The organism is Streptomyces sp. NPDC048825 (assembly GCF_043198355.1).
In the GTDB taxonomy this organism is placed as follows: domain Bacteria; phylum Actinomycetota; class Actinomycetes; order Streptomycetales; family Streptomycetaceae; genus Streptomyces; species Streptomyces xiangluensis.
This window is the reverse complement of sequence record NZ_JBICUR010000015.1, coordinates 156,446-176,715: the sequence shown is the minus strand read 5'-3', so window position 1 is coordinate 176,715 and position 20,270 is coordinate 156,446. Positions and strand designations below refer to the sequence as shown.

At 70.9% G+C, this 20,270-nt stretch carries 17 protein-coding genes; 4 read left to right on the top strand and 13 right to left on the bottom strand.

Annotated features, from left to right (window positions below):
• Nucleotides 1-16: 16 nt before the first annotated feature.
• Nucleotides 17-1,198 carry an ROK family transcriptional regulator gene (locus tag ACGFNK_RS32190; RefSeq protein WP_393421514.1) on the bottom strand — a complete coding sequence of 394 codons (1,182 nt, stop codon included), beginning with the start codon at nt 1,196-1,198 and terminating at the stop codon, nt 17-19.
• Nucleotides 1,199-1,328: 130 nt separating this feature from the next.
• Here ACGFNK_RS32190 and ACGFNK_RS32185 point away from each other — a divergent pair, with 130 nt between their 5' ends.
• Entirely contained in the window at nt 1,329-2,540 is a 1,212-nt protein-coding gene (locus tag ACGFNK_RS32185; protein WP_393421512.1) for an MFS transporter, read from the top strand.
• On the opposite strand, the gene ACGFNK_RS32180 is transcribed toward ACGFNK_RS32185, so the two are convergent.
• Nucleotides 2,522-3,652, bottom strand: coding sequence for a glycoside hydrolase family 6 protein (locus ACGFNK_RS32180; protein WP_393421620.1), 1,131 nt, complete (start codon nt 3,650-3,652; stop codon nt 2,522-2,524). The genes ACGFNK_RS32185 and ACGFNK_RS32180 overlap by 19 nt on opposite strands.
• Before the next feature lie 173 nt (nt 3,653-3,825).
• Here ACGFNK_RS32180 and ACGFNK_RS32175 point away from each other — a divergent pair, with 173 nt between their 5' ends.
• Both ACGFNK_RS32175 and ACGFNK_RS32170 read left to right on the top strand, forming a co-directional pair.
• A complete protein-coding gene (locus ACGFNK_RS32175; RefSeq protein ID WP_393421510.1) occupies nt 3,826-4,512 on the top strand; it encodes a DUF5995 family protein in 687 nt (228 codons plus the stop codon).
• A gap of 97 nt (nt 4,513-4,609) precedes the next feature.
• On the top strand, nt 4,610-5,542 hold the full coding sequence (locus ACGFNK_RS32170) for an LLM class F420-dependent oxidoreductase (RefSeq protein WP_393421508.1): 933 nt from the start codon (nt 4,610-4,612) through the stop codon (nt 5,540-5,542).
• A gap of 39 nt (nt 5,543-5,581) precedes the next feature.
• Here the strand turns inward: ACGFNK_RS32170 and ACGFNK_RS32165 are convergent, their stop codons facing one another.
• The 9 genes from ACGFNK_RS32165 to rpe form a co-directional block, all read right to left on the bottom strand.
• Nucleotides 5,582-7,291, bottom strand: a complete 1,710-nt coding sequence (locus tag ACGFNK_RS32165) for a flavin monoamine oxidase family protein (protein ID WP_393421506.1) — start codon at nt 7,289-7,291, stop codon at nt 5,582-5,584.
• Between the two features lie 49 nt (nt 7,292-7,340).
• Nucleotides 7,341-8,129 carry a carbon-nitrogen hydrolase family protein gene (locus tag ACGFNK_RS32160; RefSeq protein WP_393421504.1) on the bottom strand — a complete coding sequence of 263 codons (789 nt, stop codon included), beginning with the start codon at nt 8,127-8,129 and terminating at the stop codon, nt 7,341-7,343.
• 153 nt (nt 8,130-8,282) lie between these two features.
• Nucleotides 8,283-9,485, bottom strand: a complete 1,203-nt coding sequence (locus ACGFNK_RS32155; protein WP_393421502.1) for an MFS transporter — start codon at nt 9,483-9,485, stop codon at nt 8,283-8,285.
• Nucleotides 9,486-9,637: 152 nt separating this feature from the next.
• Nucleotides 9,638-10,090, bottom strand: coding sequence for an Lrp/AsnC family transcriptional regulator (locus tag ACGFNK_RS32150; RefSeq protein ID WP_393421500.1), 453 nt, complete (start codon nt 10,088-10,090; stop codon nt 9,638-9,640).
• 151 nt (nt 10,091-10,241) lie between these two features.
• Nucleotides 10,242-11,708 (bottom strand): GuaB1 family IMP dehydrogenase-related protein, encoded by a 1,467-nt coding sequence (locus ACGFNK_RS32145; RefSeq protein WP_393421498.1) that lies wholly within the window; start codon nt 11,706-11,708, stop codon nt 10,242-10,244.
• Nucleotides 11,709-11,948: 240 nt separating this feature from the next.
• Complete coding sequence (locus ACGFNK_RS32140; RefSeq protein ID WP_393421496.1) at nt 11,949-13,037, bottom strand: winged helix DNA-binding domain-containing protein; 1,089 nt, start codon at nt 13,035-13,037, stop codon at nt 11,949-11,951.
• Between the two features lie 257 nt (nt 13,038-13,294).
• Complete coding sequence (locus ACGFNK_RS32135) at nt 13,295-13,645, bottom strand: barstar family protein (RefSeq protein ID WP_393421494.1); 351 nt, start codon at nt 13,643-13,645, stop codon at nt 13,295-13,297.
• Between the two features lie 94 nt (nt 13,646-13,739).
• Nucleotides 13,740-14,783 (bottom strand): sugar-binding transcriptional regulator, encoded by a 1,044-nt coding sequence (locus ACGFNK_RS32130; RefSeq protein ID WP_393421492.1) that lies wholly within the window; start codon nt 14,781-14,783, stop codon nt 13,740-13,742.
• Nucleotides 14,784-14,871: 88 nt separating this feature from the next.
• Entirely contained in the window at nt 14,872-15,558 is a 687-nt protein-coding gene (gene rpe / locus ACGFNK_RS32125) for a ribulose-phosphate 3-epimerase (protein ID WP_393421490.1), read from the bottom strand.
• Nucleotides 15,559-15,692: 134 nt separating this feature from the next.
• On the opposite strand from rpe, the gene ACGFNK_RS32120 reads away from it, so the two are divergent.
• Nucleotides 15,693-17,876, top strand: coding sequence for an MMPL family transporter (locus ACGFNK_RS32120; RefSeq protein WP_393421488.1), 2,184 nt, complete (start codon nt 15,693-15,695; stop codon nt 17,874-17,876).
• A 36-nt stretch (nt 17,877-17,912) separates the two neighbouring features.
• On the opposite strand, the gene ACGFNK_RS32115 is transcribed toward ACGFNK_RS32120, so the two are convergent.
• Together ACGFNK_RS32115 and ACGFNK_RS32110 are read right to left on the bottom strand one after the other, a co-directional pair.
• The gene (locus ACGFNK_RS32115) at nt 17,913-18,758 is read right to left on the bottom strand and encodes a TylF/MycF/NovP-related O-methyltransferase (RefSeq protein ID WP_393421486.1); all 846 of its coding nucleotides are present in this window, start codon (nt 18,756-18,758) and stop codon (nt 17,913-17,915) included.
• A 71-nt stretch (nt 18,759-18,829) separates the two neighbouring features.
• The gene (locus tag ACGFNK_RS32110; RefSeq protein ID WP_393421484.1) at nt 18,830-20,260 is read right to left on the bottom strand and encodes an RsmB/NOP family class I SAM-dependent RNA methyltransferase; all 1,431 of its coding nucleotides are present in this window, start codon (nt 20,258-20,260) and stop codon (nt 18,830-18,832) included.
• Nucleotides 20,261-20,270 lie beyond the last annotated feature (10 nt).

The window sequence follows — 20,270 nt, the reverse complement described above, 5'->3', positions numbered from 1 at the left end:
GTCCTTCAGCGAAGCGTTACGGCGCGAACAGCTCGTCCTGCGCCCCCTCCCGCGCCATCAGCAACGCCCCCCGAAGCACCGCCCCGCCCCCCAGCGAACTGGCCCGCACCTCGGTGGGCAGCGGCGACAACCGGGTCAGCCGTTCCTGGACGCGACCTGCCAGAGCCTCGCCGCCGGCCTGACCGATCTCCCCCGCGAGCACCACACACCCGGGGTCCAGCACGGCGATCACGGACGCGGCCCCAATGGCCACACGATCGGCGAGCGCATCGAGGAAGTGGTCCGCCGCGCCACTCGCCGGCACACCACTCGCCGCCGCCCGGACCAGGGCCGCCGCATGCGGCTCCTGAGGTGACGGGGGCGCCACCACCCCATGCTGCTCGGCGAGTTCGACGATCGCCGCCGCCCCCGCCAGTGAGTGGAAGCCGCCGTCGCAGGCCGTCGCCGACGGCAGCCCCGCGGTTCCCGGGACCGGGAGGAAGCCGATCTCGCCGGTTCCGCCGGAGGCGCCCCGGCGCAGGCTGCCGTCGAGGACCACGGCGGCGCCGATGCCGTGGCCGAGCCAGAGGAGGACGAAGGTGTCCCGGTCGCGGGCGGAGCCGGCCCGCTGCTCCGCCAGGGCCGCGAGGTTCGTCTCGTTCTCGACGAGGACGCGGGCCGCGAACCGGTCGTCGAGCGCGGCGACGAGGCGCCGGTGCCACTCGGGCAGGCCGGAGGAGTCACGGAGTTCGCCGGTGGCGGGGTCGATCAGGCCGGGCGCGCCGACCCCCACCGTGTACAGCCGGTCGGCCCCGGCCTCTTTGGCCGTACGCTCGACCAGGGTGACCGCCTGCTCGACGGCGGACCCGGTGCCCGTCTCGTCCCCGATCGGCACCGACGCCTCGGCCAGCACCGAGCCCAGCAGATCCGTGACGACCACGGACACGCCCTCGGTGCGGACGTCCAGCGCGGCCAGATGCGCGAGGTCGGCGACGATCCCGTACAGCCGGGCGTTCGGGCCACGGCGCTGCTCCCCCGCCTCCCCGACGACCGCGATCAGCCCGGCGGCCGTGAGGCGCTCCACCAGGTCGGCGACCGTGGGCCGGGACAGTCCGGTGAGCTGCTTCAACTGCCCTGCCGTCAAAGGGCCTTCCTGCTGCAGCAGCCGCAGGGCGAGCCGGTCGTTGATGGCCCGGGCGGTACTCGGAGATGCGGGCATGCCGGGATCCTTCCAGATTGGAGGGGCAAGGCGACCAAGGCCCAATATCCGCTATCTATCAGGCAGGGACCCTGATAGTTTACGTCGGCGGATCGGCAGAGCGGACAGGCGCGAGGGAGGGCCCGGAGACGTGAGTGAAGTGGTCTACGACAAACGCGAGTTGAGGCGCGCCCGGTACGCCGTGGCGACGGTCTTCGCCGTGCACGGCGCCGTGACGGGCTCGTTCGCGACCCGCGTTCCGTGGATCCAGGACCACGCCTCGGTGAGCGCGGGCCAGCTCGGCGTGGCGCTCGCGTTCCCCGCGATCGGCGCCTCCGTGGCGATGCCGCTGGCCAGCGGCATCAGTCACCGCTTCGGTGCCCGTGCGGCCCTGCGCGGACTGCTCGCGCTGTGGACGCTGGCCCTGGTGCTTCCCTCACTCGCGCCGAACCTGCTCACCTTGTGCGTGGCCCTCTTCGTGTACGGCGCCACCGCGGGCATGTCCGACGTGGCGATGAACGCGCTGGGCGTCGAGGTGGAGACCCGTCTCGACAAGTCGATCATGTCGGGGCTGCACGGCATGTGGAGCGCGGGCGCCCTGATCGGTTCGGCGGCCGGCACACTCGCCGCCCACCTGGGCTCGGACGCCCGCCTCCATCACGCGCTGGCGGCCGTGGCGCTCACGCTGATCGGTGTGGCCGCCTGTCAGGGCGTACTGGATCTGCGGCCCACGGAGGACGAGGAGGCGCCGCCGCGGTTCGCGCTTCCACCCAGGTCCGCGCTGCTCATCGGCGCGGTCGGGTTCTGCGCGGTGTTCGCGGAGGGGGCGAGCCTGGACTGGTCGGCGGTCTATCTGCGGGACGTGCTCGACAGTTCGGCCGGGGTGGCGGCGGCGTCCACGACCGGCTTCACGCTCACCATGGCGATCGCGCGCCTCGCGGGCGACAGGGTGATCGACCGCTTCGGCCCGGTCCGCACCGTACGCGTCGGCGGCGTCCTCGCGACCCTCGGCGGGCTGCTCGTCGTGGTGGCCCCGAACGCGGTGGTTGCGATGAGCGGCTTCGCGCTGCTCGGCCTCGGCATCGCCGTCGTCGTACCGCTCTGCTTCGCGGCGGCCGGACGCAGCGGCCCCAACCCCGCCCAGGCCATCGCGGGCGTCGCCACCATCACGTACACCTCGGGCCTGATCGCCCCCTCCGCCATCGGCACGATCGCGGACGCGTCGAGCCTGGTGGTGTCGTTCGGCCTGGTGACGGCCCTGACCTTCGGGCTCGCCGCGTTCGCAGGCGTCCTGCGCACCGGCGGCCGGCAGACCGGCGGTGCACTCGCTTCACAGGAGCCGGTTCAGCGCACCAAGTCGTAGGCGTAGTCCGGCGTGAACGTCCCCGGCGCGGCCAGGCAGCCGTCGGACTCGCCCGGCAGCTTGATCCACAGGTAGCCGTCGATCCGGGCCTCGCCGGTGCTCAGCGTCGGTGCCTGGCCCAGCTTGCGGCCTGCCGGATCGCACCACTCGCCGGCGGGCGGGGCGCCGTTCCCGTTGCGGCTGGTGTCGATGACGGCGCCGAGGCTCGCGGGGCCGCCGAGCGCGTCGAGGGTCTGCCGGACGTACGCGATCTCGCCGCTCGTACCGTTGAAGTTGGAGACGTTGCTGAAGATGCCGTCCGAACCGGCGGCCGAGGCCGCGCCCGCCTGGCGCAGCAGCCCGGCCATCGTCGAGGCGGGGCGCCAGCTGGAGTGGCCCGCGTCGTAGTACACCCGGGCGTTCGGGTTCGCGGCCTTGAGGACGCGGCCGGCGCGGGCCAACGAGGCGAAGCGGGCGCCCCGTTCACCTTGCGAGAGGCAGTCGGACAGGGCGATGGCGTCGGGTTCCAGGATCACGACGACCTCCCCGGAGCCGAGGCCCGCAGCGAACTTGTCGATCCACGCGTCGTACTCGCCGAGGTTGCCCGCCCCGCCCTGGGAGGGCCCGCCGCAGTCGCGCTGCGGAATCGCGTACGGCACCACGACCGGGACGCTCCCCTTGGCGGCTGCGCTCGACGTGACCGCGCGGACCCGCGCAGTGATGGTCGACGGAGTGAAATCCGCGAACCACACCGCCGCCGGACGGTCCGCTATCCGGGACTCTATGAGCGCGCGGCGCGGGTCGTCGCGGTTCGCGGCGACCCAGTCGAGCACCTGGGAATCGGGGTGGCGGTACAGCCGCGTGGACGTCTCGACGGACTTCGGCTGCGTCGCCTCGGGCTTCGGGGCCTTCGACGGCTTGGGACTCGGCTTGGCCGAGGTCTTGGACGGCGAGGGGGACGGTGCGGCGGACGTCTTCGTGGGCGAGGAGGTCGGCACGGCCGGACCGGGCTCCAGGAACGGGGAGTTGGTCACCTCCGGGCGGGCCTCGTCGCTGCCGCCTCGGTCATCGAGTGCGGACATCATCCCCGTCGCGGTGCCGACCGCGACCACGGCGGAGGCCACCGACACCATGGCGCCACGCCGGGCGGCGCGCCTGCGCTCGACCTTGCGTTCGGCAAGGCGCCGGGCACGTTTGCCTGACACGCGGTGCTCACCCCTCATCCCGATCGAGCACGTTCCCCCGTTCTGGGGAAGCGTTCGGCCCGTCGGACCTTTAGTCACCCTAAGGGTGGGACGCTGCATCCATGGTCCAGTTGGAACATTTCGCGACACCCGTGGACAAGGTCGTATCTCGTCTGCGCACGCTGGACGCGACTTGGCCCGAGCGGGACGGCGTCGCGGTCTTCAACCGCGTCTACCTCACCGTCACGGAGGAGGTCGACCGGCACGTGGACGCCGGCCAATTCCCCGACGCTCAGGCGGCAATCACGCTGGATGTACGGTTCGCCGAGCGCTACCTCGCCGCCGTCGAGGCGGTGGCCGAAGAGCGCCGTCCGCCCGCCTGCTGGCGTCCGCTGTTCCAGCTCCGGCGCCATCCCGGCGTACGCCCCTTGCAGTTCGCCCTCGCGGGCATCAATGCGCACATCGGACACGATCTGGCGCTCGCCGTAGTAGACGCCTGTCGTACGCTCGACTGCGAACCCGTCCACCTGGAGGACGAGTTCGACCACGTGGGCGACATCCTCAGTACGCTGGAGGAGCGTATCCGCGAAGATCTGATGCCGGGCCCGGACGTCCTCCAGATCGCCGATCCGCTCACCCATCTGATCGGCTCGTGGAGCCTGGAGCAGGCACGGGACGGAGCGTGGTCGGCGGCTCGCGCCCTGTGGGCCCTGCGCGCACTGCCCGACCTCGCCGACGGGTTCGCCCGCCGCCTCGACGCGGCCGTCGGTCTGGCGAGCCGGATGCTGCTCACTCCCCTGCCGGATTGATCCGGCCACACCGGCTCGGCACCGCCGAATCGGGGTACGCGGGCGTTAGGTTGACCATTGAACTGCCTTAGGCGAACCGACGCGAAGGAGCGTACGCATGGCCACCAGGTTGGGTCTCTGTCTTCCTCAGGCGCGGCAGTACGACATCGGACGGGACGTGCCCGATGTGGCGCGCACCGCCGAGCAGATCGGCTACGAGAGCTTGTGGGTGTACGAGCGCGCCCTGTTTCCGGAGCCCGCGACGCAGGGCCTGTACGGCGTCCCGGGCCTGCCCTGGCCCGAGCACTACCGCAGTGTCCCCGACCCCCTGGTCACGCTGACACTGGCGGTCACGGCCACCGAGCGGGTCCGGCTCGGCACGGCTGTCCTGGTCGCCCCGCTGCACGGCCCGTTCCAGCTGGCCAAGACGCTCGGCACGCTGGACGCGGCGAGTGGCGGCCGGGTGGTGGCGGGCTTCGGCACGGGCTGGTCGCTGGACGAGTACGCGGCGGCGGGCGTCGCGCCGTTCGAGGAGCGCGGCCGGGTCCTGGACGAGGTCCTCGACGTGTGCCAGGCCGCGTGGGGCCCGGACCCGGTGGAGTACGAGGGCCGCCTCAGCAAGATCGCGCCGTCCGTGGTCGGGCCCAAGCCCGCCCGGCCGATCCCGATCCTGCTGCCCGCCAACAGCAAGAAGGCGCTGACCCGGCTCATCGACCGCGCCGACGGATGGATGCCGATCGCCATGGGGGCTGAACAGCTCGCCGCACAGTGGCAGCAGGTGCAGGACATGGCGGCCGAGCGCGGCCGGACGAAGCCGATCGAGACCTCGGTGCGGGTGAACGGCGTGCAGTACACGGCGAAGGCGTACGACGGCGCCGACCGCGCCCCGTTCCAGGGCAACGTCGAGCAGATCGTGACGGACCTCAAGGCCCACGCCGAGATCGGCCTCGACGAGTTCTTCCTCGACCTCCAGGCCTCGACGCGGGACGCCCAGGAGCTCAAGGACGTGGCCGCCGAGGTGTACGCCGCGGCGCGGGCGGCCGGGATCTGACGTTCCGCGTTTCCCTCAAGGCGGCCGGCCCGCCCTGCCTCAGTCCTCGGGCAGTTCCACCGGCGCTATCTCGTCGTAGACGTCGCCGGGCCCGGGGTTGGCCGGGTCGGTCGCCCCGCCGAAGTGGTGCATGACGCCCCAGACCGCGTTCAGCGCGGTCTGGACGGCGCCCTCGGCCCAGCCTGCCGTCCAGGAGATGTCGTCGCCCGCGAGGAAGATGCCGCGCTTGTCCTCGGGGAGCCGGTCCTGCATGAAGTGCGTGAACAGGCGCCGCTGGTAGCGGTAGTGGCCGGGCAGGTTGGCCTTGAACGCGCCCATGAAATGAGGCTCGTTCTCCCAGGACACGGTCACCGGGCTGCCGATGATGTGCTTCCGGATGTCGACCTTCGGATAGATCTCGCCGAGCGACTTCAGCATCACCTCCATCCGCTCGTTCGCGGACAGCGGCAGCCACTTCAGGCTGTCGTCGCACCAGGTGTAGGAGAGGCAGATGACGGCGGGGCGGTCCGGGCCGTTGTCGAGGAGGTAAGTACCTCGCGTCATACGGTCGGTGAGGGTCATCGACATCACGTCACGCCCGGTTGCGTTTCCCCTGTCGTCGACGGCCTCGTCGAGCCAGAAGGGCCGGTCGACGGGCACGAAGAGCTTGCTCGACTCCATGTAATGAGTCCGCTCGATGGCCGTCCAGTGGTCGATCGGGAAGAGCGAGTCGTCGCAGTCGACCTTGGAGAGCAGCATCCACGACTGCGCGGTGAAGATCGCCGCCTGGTACGTACGGATCTCGCCGTGCGCGTCCGTCACGGTGATCCGGTTGCCGGCGGTGCGGTTCAGGCGCGTCACGGCGGGCTTCGGGGTCCCGTCGTGCAGCTTCGCGAGCGATGTCCCGTACGGCCAGTGCACGATCTTCTGCGGCTCGTGTTCCCAGAGGCGGAGCGGGAGTTGGCGGCTGCCGCCGACGATGCCGCGGTGGTGATCGTCGGCCTCGGTGTAGACGACGCGCAGGATCTCCAGGATCGAGTTGGGGAAGTCGGTGTCCCAGCCGCCCGTGCCGAAGCCGACCTGTCCGAAGATCTCGCGGTGTCGAAAGGATCTGAAGGCCTCCGAGTCGCAGAGGAAGCCGTAGAACGTCTGGTCGTCGAGCTTCTCGACCAGCCTGGCCCAGATCTCACGGATGCGCGGGACGTCGCGCTCGCGCATGGCCTGGTTCATGTCGGAGAAGTCGGCGCCCTCTTCGAGGCAGGCGTTCCAGGCCGCCGCGACCTGGCGGTAGACCTCGGGCAGGTCGTCGATGGTCCGGGCGTAGTGGGACTCGCCCTTGAGGTCGACGACCGTCGAAGGCGTCACTTCGGCAAGGGGGTTGGGGAACGGCCGGGTCTCGAGGCCCACCAGGTCGATGTAGTGCTGGAGCGCCGTGGAGGACGGCGGGAAGCGCATCGCGCCCAGCTCGGCGGTGAGGGAGGGATCGCACCCGTCGAAGCCCACCGTCCGCAGCCGGCCGCCGATCTCGTCGGCCTCGTACACGACGGGCTTCAGGCCCATCTTCATCAGCTCGTACGCCGCCACGATGCCGGACAGGCCGCCGCCGATGACCGCGATCTCGGTACCGTGTGCGGTCGCCGGGATCTGGCCGAGGCCCGCGGGGTGCGCGAGGAAGTCGTCGTACGCGTACGGGAAATCCGGGCCGAACATGGTGATCGGCGGCTGCTGCTTGTCTGCGTGCTCGATGGCGTTGGGCACGGTGGACGTCATGGGGTGCGGACTCCTTGCGCGAAAGCTGCGGGGTGAGGCTGGAGGGGGTTCAGACGAGGGACCCGTAGAGGCCGGGGCGGCGGTCCTTCAGGTACGGGTTCGCCTCGCGTGAGGCAGCGAGGAAGGCGGGGTCGATGTCGGCCAGGACGAGTTCCTCGCCGCGGCCGGCGCGGGCGCGCGCGACCCCGTCGGGCCCGGCCAGCGTGGAGAGCCCGACGAACTCGAACTCCCCTTCCGCGCCGACCCGGTTGACGTAGGCGACGTACATCTGGTTCTCGAAGGCGCGCACCGGTACGACGCACTCGGCGACGAACTGGAACGGGTGCATCTGGGCCGTGGGGACCACGAGGAGGTCGGTGCCGGCCAGGGCGTGGGCGCGGACGTTCTCCGGGAACTCCACGTCGTAGCAGATCATGAGGCCGATGCGGAGGCCGCCGAGTTCAGCCTGGACGACCGGCTCGTCGCCCGGTGTGAAGTGCTCGCGCTCGAAGCAGCCGAAGAGGTGGGTTTTGCGGTAGTTCGCGAGTCGGCTGCCGTCGGCGGCGATCAGCTGGGCGGAGTTGTAGACGGTCTCGCCGTCCCTCTCCGGGTATCCGTACGCGACCGCGAGTCCGTGCCGCCCGGCGATCTCGGCGACCGCGTCGGCCCAGTCCCCGTCGGCGGGCTCGGCAAGGCGGCGCACGTCGGCTCCGATCGCGTACCCGGTCAGGAACATCTCCGGTGCCAGCAGCAGGCCGGCGCCCGCGGCGGCGGCACGCCCCGCGGCCTCGTCGAGAACCTTGAGGTTCGCGGCGACGGAGCCGGGGCGTCCGGAGCTCTGGAGCAGGGCGGTGCGCATGGGAGTTCCTCACCGGGGGCGGAGGGGGTTCGGGGGCCAGATCGACGGTACGGGCGGCGGCTTCGGGCGGACAAGGTGGTGTTGTTGCGCGTTTGAGGGCGGATCGTTGCGTACTTCCGGCGCAGGGCGGCGATTTGTTGCGCACGGGTGGTTTCACGGTCGGACCTTGGCGGTCGAGGCTCTGGCCAGCAGGATCAGCGCTGTCAGCAGGTACGGCACAGCGAGCATCGCGAACACCGTGCCGTGCGCCGCCTGCGCGCCGATGACCGCGTACACGCCGAACACGACGACCGTGGCCAGCTCGGTGCCCAGGCTCGCGACGGAGGTGAGGGTGGCCCGGCGGGTGTCGTCGATACGGTGCTGGAGCCGGACCTCGGCGAGCACCTCGGCCAGGTGGAAACCGCCGAAGGCGACGGCGACGAGGGCGATACCGGCAGGCGTACGCGTCAGCGCACCGACGGCGAGGGCGAGCGCGGCGCCCGCGATCACCGCCGCAAGCCCGGTCGTCCCGAGGCGTTCGGCCGCTCCGGCGAGCAGGCTGCCTGCCGCGACCACTGCCCAGACCAGCAAGAGCAGGTAGGGCACCGTCTGGTCGGCCACGCCCGTGTCGCGGATCAGGAGCGACGTGTACTCGTCGAGCGCGCCCCACACCGCGGCGACGGCCGGCACGAGCAACAGGGCGCCGCGCACGGAGGGGTCCCGGTGTGCTTCGGCGAGCCCGGTGCGCAGGGTCGTCGCCCAACCGTCGTCCCCGGTCTCCGGCGGCACCCGGTGCTCCGGGAACCGCGTCGCCGACGCCGCGGTCAGCAGGCAGGCCAGGACGCTGACCGCACCGACGGCCGGGTAGCCGCCCAGCGCGAGCACCGGTCCGGCCAGCCCCATCGACGCCATCGTGGCCAGCAGTCGCGCCGCCCGGGACCGGCCCATGACGCGGGCGTAGCGGTCGGCGGCGCCGAGCCGGTCCAGCTCCTCATAGACCAGCGCCTCCAGCGCGCCGGAGCCGAGCGCTCCGCCCGCGCCCCACAGGACGAAGCCAAGCGCGAAGGCCGCGTACGACGGGACGAGCACCCACAGGGCGAAGCCGGCGGCGGTGAGCAGCGGGCCGACCCACAGAAGGGTCCGCCGCGAGAAGGCGTCCGCCCAGGCACCGGAGGGGACCTCCAGCAGTACGCCGGTGAGCGACCACAGGGCGAAGAGAGAGGAGATCTGCCACAGGGACATCCCGGTGTCGGCGAACAGCAGGGCGTACACCGGGTAGAGCAGGACGAGGTCGTCGAGGAACGCGTAGCCGTACAACGTGGCCGTGAGCCGCCGTGCACCGGTGGTCTCGGGCACACGCGCAGATGAGGTTGTCATGAGGCCTTCCCGCAGGGACGAATCGGACGCCGGAGGTACAGCGCCCGAGGCGGCCCTCGGGAGGCACGGCTGGTGGATCAATGTCGCCAGGTCATGGCACCGATGTTAGACGCGCGGGCGCCACCGGCCCAGGGGATAACGGTGGCCCGTGGTCAGCCAGGCGCCCCCGAAGAAAACCTCCGCAACAACGGCGACAACACCAACACGGACTTCGTCCGCTCCACGAACGGCTCCCCGGCAATCCGCTCCAGTACCCGCTCGAAGTGCCGCATGTCGGAGGCGAAGACCTGAACGACCGCGTCCGCCTCACCGGTGACGGTGGAGGCGGCCACGATCTCCTGATAGCGCTCGAGACCACGCCGAATGGTCCCGGGCGAAGTGTTGCTGCGGCAGTAGATCTCGACGAACCCCTCGGTCTCCCAGCCGAGCGCAGCAGGGTCCACCCGAACCGTGAAACCGGTGATGGCTCCGGTGGCCCGCAACCGGTCCACGCGCCGCTTCACGGCGGGCGCGGACAGGCCGACCTCCTGCCCGATGTCCGCGTAGGAGCGGCGGGCGTCCTCGGCGAGGGCGTGGACGATACGTTCGTCGAGTTCGTTCAGCACGTAGGCGCTCCGCTTGAGATGCGGTTGGAGATGCGGTTCGAATCTGCCGGTTCGGTGTGGCTGGTCACGCCCGCGCGGCGGAGCCGCAAATTGATACTGCCCCGCGCCCCTCAAGGGGCGCGGTACCGCGCTCGGCGATCCGCACCCCGCGTCAGTCCCAGCTGGCGTGCAGTGGCATGCCCTCCGCGTAGCCGGCGGCGCTCTGGATGCCGACGACCGCCTTCTCGGCGAACTCCTCCAGGGAGTTCGCGCCGGCGTAGGTGCAGGAGGAGCGGACGCCCGCGATGATCGCGTCGATGAGGTCCTCGACGCCGGGGCGGTCCGGGTCGAGGTACATCCGGGAGGTGGAGATGCCCTCCTGGAACAGGCCCTTGCGGGCCCGGTCGTACGCCGACTCCTCGCTGGTGCGGTTCCGGACGGCGCGGGCCGAGGCCATGCCGTACGACTCCTTGTACAGGCGGTCGTCGGCGTCCTGGTGCAGGTCGCCCGGCGACTCGTACGTTCCGGCGAACCAGGAGCCGATCATCACGTTCGACGCACCGGCCGCGAGTGCCATCGCCACATCGCGGGGGTGCCGGATGCCGCCGTCGGCCCACACATGCTTGCCGTACTTCTTCGCCTCGGCGGCACACTCGATGACGGCCGAGAACTGCGGCCGGCCGACGCCGGTCATCATGCGCGTGGTGCACATGGCGCCGGGGCCCACGCCCACCTTGATGATGTCCGCGCCCGCCTCGATCAGGTCCCGCACACCGGCCGCGGCGACGACGTTGCCCGCGACGATCGGGACCTGCGGGTCGAGGGCGCGCACCAGTTTGATCGCGGTGAGCATCGACTCCTGGTGGCCGTGCGCCGTGTCGATGACGAGCGTGTCCACGCCGGCGTCGAGCAGTTGCTTGGCCTTGCCCGCGACGTCGCCGTTGATGCCGAGGGCGGCGGCGATGCGCAGACTGCCGTTGGCGTCGGTGGCCGGTGTGTAGAGGGCCGCGCGCAGGGCGCCCTTGCGGGTGAGGATTCCGGCGAGGCGGCCGTCCTGGTGGACGGCGGGCGCGTAACGGCGGTTGGCGGTGTCGAGCGTGTTGAAGGCCTCGCGCGGCTCGATGTCCGCGTCGAGCAGCAGCAGGTCGCGGGACATGACTTCGGCCAGCTGTGTGAAGCGGTCGACTCCGCGCAGGTCGGCGTCGGTGACCACGCCGACGGGCTTGCCGTCTTCGTCCACGACGACGCCCGCGTTGTGCGCCCGCTTGGGCAGCAGCGCCAGCGCGTCGGCGACGGTCTGGTGGGGCGCGAGGACGATCGGGGTGTCGAGCACCAGATGACGGCCCTTGACCCAGGAGACGACCTCGGTGACGACGTCGATCGGGATGTCCTGGGGAATGACGACGAGCCCGCCGCGGCGGGCCACGGTCTCGGCCATCCGGCGGCCCGCGATCGCCGTCATATTGGCGACCACCAGCGGAATCGTGGTGCCGGTGCCGTCCGGCGACGCCAGGTCGACGTCCTGCCGCGAGCCGACCGCGGAACGGTTCGGCACCATGAAGACATCGTCGTACGTCAGGTCGTAGGGAACCGGAGATGACTCTACGTAGCGACCGGTGCTGGCCTCGAGGAAACGCATAGACCCACAGTTTCACGCGAATTGGCGCAGGTCTCTCCCCTGAAGACACAGCAAGTGGCCCCCGCGATCAGGCAATCCTCCAGGGAGGTACGGGGGCTCCCGTGTCGGGCAGGGACCTGCCTTACAACAAGACGTTACCGCGGTGGCGTGAGCCGGCGGCCGACGATGCCGCTCACCGCTCAACTCGGGCTCGCAGCACGTTCGACGCCGGGGAGGAGAAGATGGCCGGAACCGGCCGGATCAGCCCACGTGGATGTCGTACCCCGTGGCGTCGCCGACGAGGAACGGCAGCAGCAGCGCTGCCTCCTCGGTCACCGCCGTGCGCTCCGTCTTCGTCAGCGGCCGGAACGGCGACACCTGCAGCCGGGACGGCTCCAACGCCCAGGTTCCGCGGACGAAGCCGTCGACGAGGAACGTGGGCAGGACCTGTGCCTGGCCGGGCATCACGCGTTTACGGTCCTCATCGCTGATCACGCGGGTCCGGTCGGCGTGCCCGAGGACGAGGTTGTCGAAGGCGGGCAGGAACCTCACCGGGGCCGCGGAGTCAGGGTCGGCGTGCGGGGCGTCGGGCAGATCGAACAGCTCCGTGCCCCGTTCGTCGCGCAGCACCCACAGCCGGGGGCGCAGCCGGTCGACCACTTCGCGCAGCCTCGTCAGTCCGGACCAGGCCTGTATGTCCTTGACGCTCGCGGGGCCGAAAGCCGCCAGGTACCGGTCGATCATCGTCTCGACGGACGCCGTGCCCATCGACCGCCCGGTCCACGCCTCGGCGAGGGCCACCGGCATGGCGGCGCGGGTGCCCCACTTGCCCCAGGTTCCTCCAGGTGTCGGATGCACCAGGGTCACCTGGAGCTCGACCGCTCCGGCCAGGACGGCCCCCTTGTGGCCGGGCCAGCGTTCGACGAGGAGCCGGCCGAGTTCGCGGCGGGGCATGGTCCGGTCGGCGACGATGTCGCGTCCCGCCGCGGCGAGGTCGGCCAGGTCGAGGTCGGCGGTCTCCTTGGCGTAGTAGGCGGCGCGCAGGGCGCGGTCGAGGAGCGGCTGGAGCGTGGGGCGCAGCCAGCCGAAGTCGTCGGCGGACACCAGGTGCTGGGTGCCGCGCAGCATGGTCGAACGCACCACCCCGCGGTCTTCAAGGAGCGAGGTCAGCTCGTCGTGCGTGAAGTTCTCCATCCGCGTCCACAGGCCCACGTACGGCCAGTTGGGCTCCTGGCTCTGCATCGCGACGATATGTCGTACGACGTCGAGAGCCGGGCGGTTGCTGCGGATCGCGAGCAACTGCCGGTGCAGCAGGGTTCTGTTGAGGGCGCGGAGAGAGAGCGGCGGCATAGAGGGATTGTCCACAGCGGCCCTTGAGCGACGATCGAGTTCTCGCCCCCATCCTGGCGGAGTGACTGCCACGGCACGCCCTGGGCATCGACCTGCAGCAGCCCAGGCTGGAACGGGCCCGGAACAGCGCCGCCGTCGAATCCCGAGCCTCCTCGGGGCACCCGTTTCTGCCGGATCCCACCCCGTCGTGTCGGTCGGCACTTCCCCGGCGCATGAACACTTGCGTGTCGGGCACCACCAGGCTGCCCGGTCGGAAATCAGCCGTCGTCAGAGGGCTTCTGCCGAGTGCCTCCCAGCACGAGCAGCACGGAGAGCCCGTCCGGCCGGTCCGCGGCCTCGGCGAACACGTCCTGTGCGATCTCCCACTCGTCCGGCCGCGCCTTGGCGTACGTACGCCAGCCCGTGACGACGATCAGCAGGCCGCGCTCGGCGGCGTCCGCGGGCCACACGGAGCGGTCGGTGAGGCTGTCGGCCAGCGCGTCCCAATTGCGGCCGAACCAGTCGGGCAGCTCCAGGGCGCGTACGCAGCGCTCCATGAAGCCCGCCTTGTCCGCGACCCCTGAGAGGTCCAGCGTGACCACGAGGCGGTCCGCCACGTCGTCCGTCATCTCGGTACCGCCCTGCCTCGAAAGACCCATAAGACTCGTAGCGCAAGAGAGCGCGGCCCGTCAGCGGTCGAGCCGCCGACGGGCCGCTGACGGATCAGGGCCCGTCGGGGTCGGCCCGGTCCAGGGCCGGACGCGGCGCGGAGCCCGTCGTCATCAGAGAGTCCGCGGCCGATGTGTCGGTCACCAGGCTGGTGACCAGACCGGAGCGGAGCACCGCGTCGATGGCGGCGGCCTTGCGCTGCCCGCCCGCGATCGCGACGACTTCGGGGATACGCCGCAGCCGGTCGGCCTCGACCGTGATGCAGCGCTCCCCCAGGTCCCGGCCCACGCGACGGCCCTGGGCGTCGAAGAGGTGAGCGGACATCTCGGCGGCGACACCGAGCGAGGCGTAGTGCGAGCGCTCCTCGTCGGTGAGCATGTCGTGCACCGTGGAGATGCCCGCCTCCCAGGAACCGATCGACACACAGGCGACCGTCACCTTGTCGAAGTACTCGAAGGCGCGGGCGATCCCCGTCTGGTTGCGCAGCGCGGCGGCGGTGGCCACGTCCGGCAGCAGCATCGGCGCGTAGATGGGGTGGGCGTCGCCACCCGAGACCTGGGCGGCCCGGCGCACGGCCTCGACCGAGCCGCGCTCGGCCGTCCCGGCGTCGTACACCCCCGTCAGCTGCACCACCGTGCACGGCGGCAGCCGGTCGAGGGCCGCCGCCATGTGGATGGTGGACCGGCCCCATGCAAGGCCGAGCACATCGCCCTCGTTGACCAGCTCGCCGAGCAGATCGGCGGCCACTTCTCCGAGGTTCTCCGGGTCGGGCGACTCCTCCGCGTCGGCCGGGGACTCCACCACGACGGCGTGCCTGAGGCCGTAGCGGGCGCGCAGCGCGTCCGAGCGCTCCGCGTCCAGTTCGGCGGGGACACGGATCTCGATCCTCACCAGATCCCGTTCGAGGGCGGTCTCCAAAACCCGGGCTACCTTGAAGCGGCTGACACCGAACTCCTCGGCGATCTGGATCTTGGATTTGCCCTCGAGGTAGAAGCGGCGGGCCATGGCCGCCGCCTGCACGAGCTCAGCGGGCCCCATCCGCATGGCTGACCGGCCCGCCGACATACCCGACACGGCGATCTCCTCACTGCTGTTCACACTCTGGATTCGCCTTCATCCTTGCAGATCCGGCGTCCTTGATCAGCCCTGATGGGCGGCGTTCACGTTCCCTTGGCCTGGCAGTGGCTCAGTGGCCGCACGCCCAGGCCGCATGGGCCATCACCGCCTCCGCCTGGCTGCGCAACGCACGTACCGCCTCTGCCGGGTCCGATGCGCCGTACACCGCCGAACCCGCCACGAAGACGTCGGCTCCGGCCTCGGCGCAGCGCTCGACGGTCTCGGCCGAGACTCCGCCGTCGACCTGGAGCCAGAGCTCGAGACCGTGCTTGGAGATCAACTCGCGGGTCCGACGGATCTTGGGGAGCATGATGTCGAGGAACGACTGGCCTCCGAAGCCCGGTTCCACGGTCATGATCAGCAGCATGTCGAGTTCGGCGAGGAGATCCTCGTACGGCTCGATCGGCGTCGCGGGCTTGAGGGCCATGGAGGCACGGGCGCCCTTGGCCCGGATCTCGCGGGCGAGCCGCACCGGAGCGGCGGCCGCCTCCACATGGAAGGTGACGGAACCGGCACCCGCTTCTACGTACTGAGGCGCCCAGCGATCGGCGTCCTCGATCATCAGATGGCAGTCCAGCGGCGTGTCCGTAGCACGCGCCAAGGACTCTACGACCGGCACACCGAGCGTGAGGTTCGGGACGAAATGGTTGTCCATCACATCCACATGGAGCCAGTCGGCCCCCTCGACCGCCTTTGCCTCCTCGGCGAGGCGGGCGAAGTCGGCGGACAGGATGCTGGGGTTGATCTGCACGGCCATGCTCTAAGCGTGCCATGCCCTCCGGGGGTTGTTCCCCTCGGTCCGGATCTAGTCCCTTCTGCGCATGCGGCATCCCATGACGGCGTGCCATTCTGGGCCGCCCACAGGCTCCGCGTACGGCTACGGGGGTGGCCATGACGGACGTACGAGACCGGCAGAAGCGAGGCATAGCGCACCTGGTCTGCGGGCGGCGGGCCAAGTGGCTGGTGGTGGCATTGTGGCTGGTGGTGCTGCTGCTCACGGCTCCGTTCGCGCAGAAGCTCACCGACGCCCAGGACAATGACGCGGCGTCCTGGCTGCCCGGCTCCGCGGAGTCGACCCAGGTCCTGGAGTCCTCCGAGGACTTCAGGCCGGAGCAGATCCCCGCGATCGTCGTGTACGCCCGCGAGAGCGGCCTCACGGCACAGGACCGGGCACAGATCTCCGAGGACGTACGCCAGCTCAAGGAGCTGCGCGACCACGGCATCCGCGGGGCGGAGACCCGAGGCCCGACGTTCGACCGGGACGCCGATCCGCGGGCGGCCCAGGTCTTCGTGCCGATCACGATGGACGAGAAGGGCTGGGAGCGCATCGCGCCCGCGGTCGACTCGATCCGTGCGGACGTCGGCGAGGGCGGCGACGGGCTTGCCGTGCACATCACGGGCCCGGGCGGTACGTCCGCGGACTTCTCCGAGGCCTTCGAGGGCATCGACTCGACGCTGCTGTTCTCGGCGATGGCCGTCGTCATCGTGATGCTGCTGCTCACCTACCGCAGCCCGACGCTGATCCTCGTCCCGCTGCTCGGGGTGGTTGTCGCGCTGTTCACCGCGCAGGCGCTGATCTACCTCCTCGCCGAGCACGCGGGCCTCACCGTGAACGGCCAGAGCGCGGGCATCCTCACGGTCCTGGTGTTCGGCGCCGGGACGGACTACGCCCTGCTCCTGGTCGCCCGCTACCGGGAGGAACTGCGCCGCCACGAGGACCGCCACGAGGCCATGGCGCTGGCTCTGCACCGGGCGGGTCCTGCGGTGATCGCGTCCGGCGCCACGGTCGTCCTGAGCATGCTGGTGCTGCTCGCCGCCGAGATGAACTCGACCCGTGGCCTCGGCCCGGTCGCCGCCATCGGCGTCGCGGTGGCGCTGATCGCGATGCTGACCCTGTTCCCCGCCCTGCTCGTGATCTTCGGTCGCTGGATCTTCTGGCCGGTGAGCCCGCACTTCGGCGCGCCCGACCCGACCGAACGCGGCGTCTGGGCCCGCATGGGCCGGCGTATCGCCCGTCGCCCCCGCATGATCTGGGGCGTCACGGCGGCGGCCCTCGCGCTGCTGTCGCTCGGCCTGATCCAGATGCGCGCCGAGGGGCTCAGCAACGCCGACGCCTTCACCGACAAACCCGACTCGATCGTCGGCCAGGAGGTGTCCGCACGCTACTTCCCCGCGGGCAGCGGCGATCCGCTGGTCATCATCAGCGACCGGGCGCAGGCCGAGGAAGTCGGCCAGGCCGTCGCGGGCGCCTCCGGCGTCGTACCGGAGTCCCTCGGCCTGCCACCGGGCACGAAGCCGCAGGTCGAGGGCAGGGTCCTCTTCGAGGCCACGATGACCGCGCCCGCGGACAGCGAGGCCGCGAAGGAGACGGTGGAGCGGGTACGGGACGCCGTGCGCGCGGTGCCCGACGCGGACGCGCAGGTGGGCGGCGGTACAGCGGCTCTGCTGGACATGGACAAGGCGACGACCCACGACAACATCCTGATCATCCCGCTGGTGCTCGTGGTCGTGCTGCTGATCCTCGGTGCGCTGCTGCGCGCCCTGATCGCGCCGCTCCTGCTGATCGGCACGGTGGTGCTCTCGTTCGCCGCCGCGCTGGGGATCAGTGCGCTCGCGTTCCGTTACCTCTTCGACTACGCGGGCGAGTCGACGGACTTCCCGCTCTTCGTCTTCGTGTTCCTGGTGGCGCTGGGCATCGACTACAACATCTTCCTGACCACGCGCATCCGCGAGGAGGCGGCCCGGCAGGGCACCCGCCCCGGCGTGGTGACGGGCCTGGCCGCGACCGGAGCCGTCATCACCTCGGCGGGCCTGGTCCTGGCCGGCACCTTCGCCGCCCTCGGCACCCTCCCCATGGTGGCCTTCGCGGAGATCGGCTTCGCCGTGGCCCTCGGCGTCCTCATCGACACGTTCATCGTCCGCTCGATCCTGGTCACGTCCCTGTTCCTGGACGTCGGCCCGAAGGTGTGGTGGCCCCACCGACTGGCCCGGGAGGGCAGCGGGGCACCGCCGCCGACGACGGTCAGGGGCGGCACTCCGGAACCAGCGCCGCGGCCGGGCGGACCATCGGAGTAGAACCTGCCGCGGCCGGGCGGACCATCGGAGTAGACCCTATGGCTTGACCGCGATACGGCCCTCGTCCATACGAAGCAGGAGCAGCCGGGCGCCGGTCTTCTCCAGGAATTCGTCCACCGCGGCTTTCGACCCCTGCCACCAGCCGTAGTCGTCGATGAGGAGAACACCGCCGCTGACCAGCCGCGGGTAAAGGTGCTCCAGTTCATGACGCGTCGACGCATACCAGTCGGTGTCGAGCCGAAGAATCGAAATCTGCTCGGGCGCCGCGGCGGGAATGGTGTCCTCCACAAGCCCCTGCACGAAATGGACGCGATCCGCGGGGTACGGAATCCTTTCGAAGCCCTCCTTGACGTCTTCCAACGTGGCGACGGCCCAGATCGGGCGGCTCCTGTCCTGCCTGGCGAGCAGATCCGCGGCGGATTCCCCGTCCCTGCGCAGATCCTTGTCGGTCGGCGCCGGCATGCCCTCGAACGTGTCGAAGAGGTACAGGTGCCGCCCCGTGTCGTGCAGGCCGAGCAGAGTGCGGGCAGCCGCCTGCATACTGCCGCCCCGCCACACTCCGCACTCGACGATGTCACCGGCGATGTTGTGCCGACTGACGTAACGGGCGGCCAGAATCAGGGCATTGAGCCGTTCGGGCGAGGTCATCGTGTAGGGGGAAACGGCCCGAATGACTTCCTTTGCGTCGTCGTCGTAGTCGGCGGGGAATTTGCGACCGGGAGACGGCTCCGAGCTTTGCTGAGGCCTTTGTGGGGGCCTTTGTGGGGGCCTTTGCGGGACGCTCTGCGGGGAACTCTCACGGGACAATGCAGGTCTCGAGCGACGGAGTTCGTAGCCGCTGAGCCGCCTCAAGGTGTCATTGACATTCCTACGCCACGTCATAAAGGCAACGTACGTCCCGAAACAGAAACCGGCAGCTTCACCGGCGCCACGTACCCACAAACAGCTTTACGTCAGCCCGTCCGGCGGATCAGCGCCAGATACATCGCGTCCGTCCCGTGCAGATGCGGCCACAGCTGTACGTCGGGCCCGTCCCCCAGCGCCGGTACACCGGGCAACTGCGGCCGGGCGTCGAGCAGTTCGGCGGAGCCGTCGTACTGCTTCAGGACGTCGCCGACGACCGCGCGGGTCTCGGCGAGGTGCGGCGAGCAGGTGACGTATGCGACGACCCCGCCGACCCGTACCGACTCCAGCGCCGTGCGCAGCAGCCCGCGCTGGAGCGGCGCGAAGTCGTCCAGGTCGTCGGGACGGCGCCGCCAGCGGGCCTCGGGGCGGCGGCGCAGGGCGCCGAGCCCGGTGCACGGTACATCCATCAGGACCCGGTCGAAGGAGCCGGGCCGCCACGGCGGACGCGTACCGTCGGCGGCGATCACCTGGTACGGCCCCGGGTTCCCGGCGAGCGCCCTGGCCACGAGCCCGGCCCGGTGCGGCTGCTTCTCGGCGGCGAGCAGCACGGCCCCCCGCTCGGCGGCGAGTCCGGCGAGCAGCGCCGCCTTGCCGCCCGGTCCCGCACAGCCGTCGAGCCACGCCTGGTCGCGCCCGTCGAGGGGCGCGTTGGCGAGTGCGAGCGCCACCAGCTGGCTGCCCTCGTCCTGGACGCCGGCCCTGCCCTCGCGCACGGCTGCGATGGCGCCCGGTTCGCCGCCCTCGGAGAGCCGCACGGCGTACGGCGACCAGCGCCCGGGCAACGCGGCCTCGTCATCGAGTGCGTCGCGAAGTTCCCCGGCCGTGGCGCGTCCGGGCCGGGCGACGAGGGTCACCTCGGGCCGCTCGTTGTCGGCCGCGAGGAGGTCCTCGATCCCGGCGCGCCCGCCCCCGAGCGAGTCCCACAACGCCGAGACGACCCATCGAGGATGCGAGTGCACGACGGCGAGGTGCTCCTCGGGGTCCTCGTCGTACGGCGGCGCCACCCGCTCCAGCCACCCGTCGAGATCGTCCTGCGCGACCTTCCGGAGAACGGCGTTGACGAACTTGGCCCGCCCGTCACCGAGTACGACCCGGGCGAGCTCGACTGAGGCGGACACGGCGGCATGGCTGGGAATCCGCGTACCGAGCAACTGATGGACACCAAGGCTCAGCACATCGAGCACGGGAGGGTCGACCTCACGCAACGGCCGGTCCACACAGGCCGCGATGACAGCGTCGTACGTCCCCTGCCGGCGCAGCGTCCCGTACACCAACTCCGTTGCCAGCGCCGCGTCCCGACCGTCGAAGTCCCCCTTCTCCCGCGCTTTCCGCAGCAGCGGGGGCAACACCAGGTTCGCGTACGCGTCCCGCTCGTCCACGGCCCGCAAGGCCTCGAAGGCGAGCATCCGCACAGGGTCCTTCTTCGGGCGACGGTGAGGCTTCCCCTGCGGGCGACGACGACGGTCCTGCTCGTTCACGTAAAAGGTG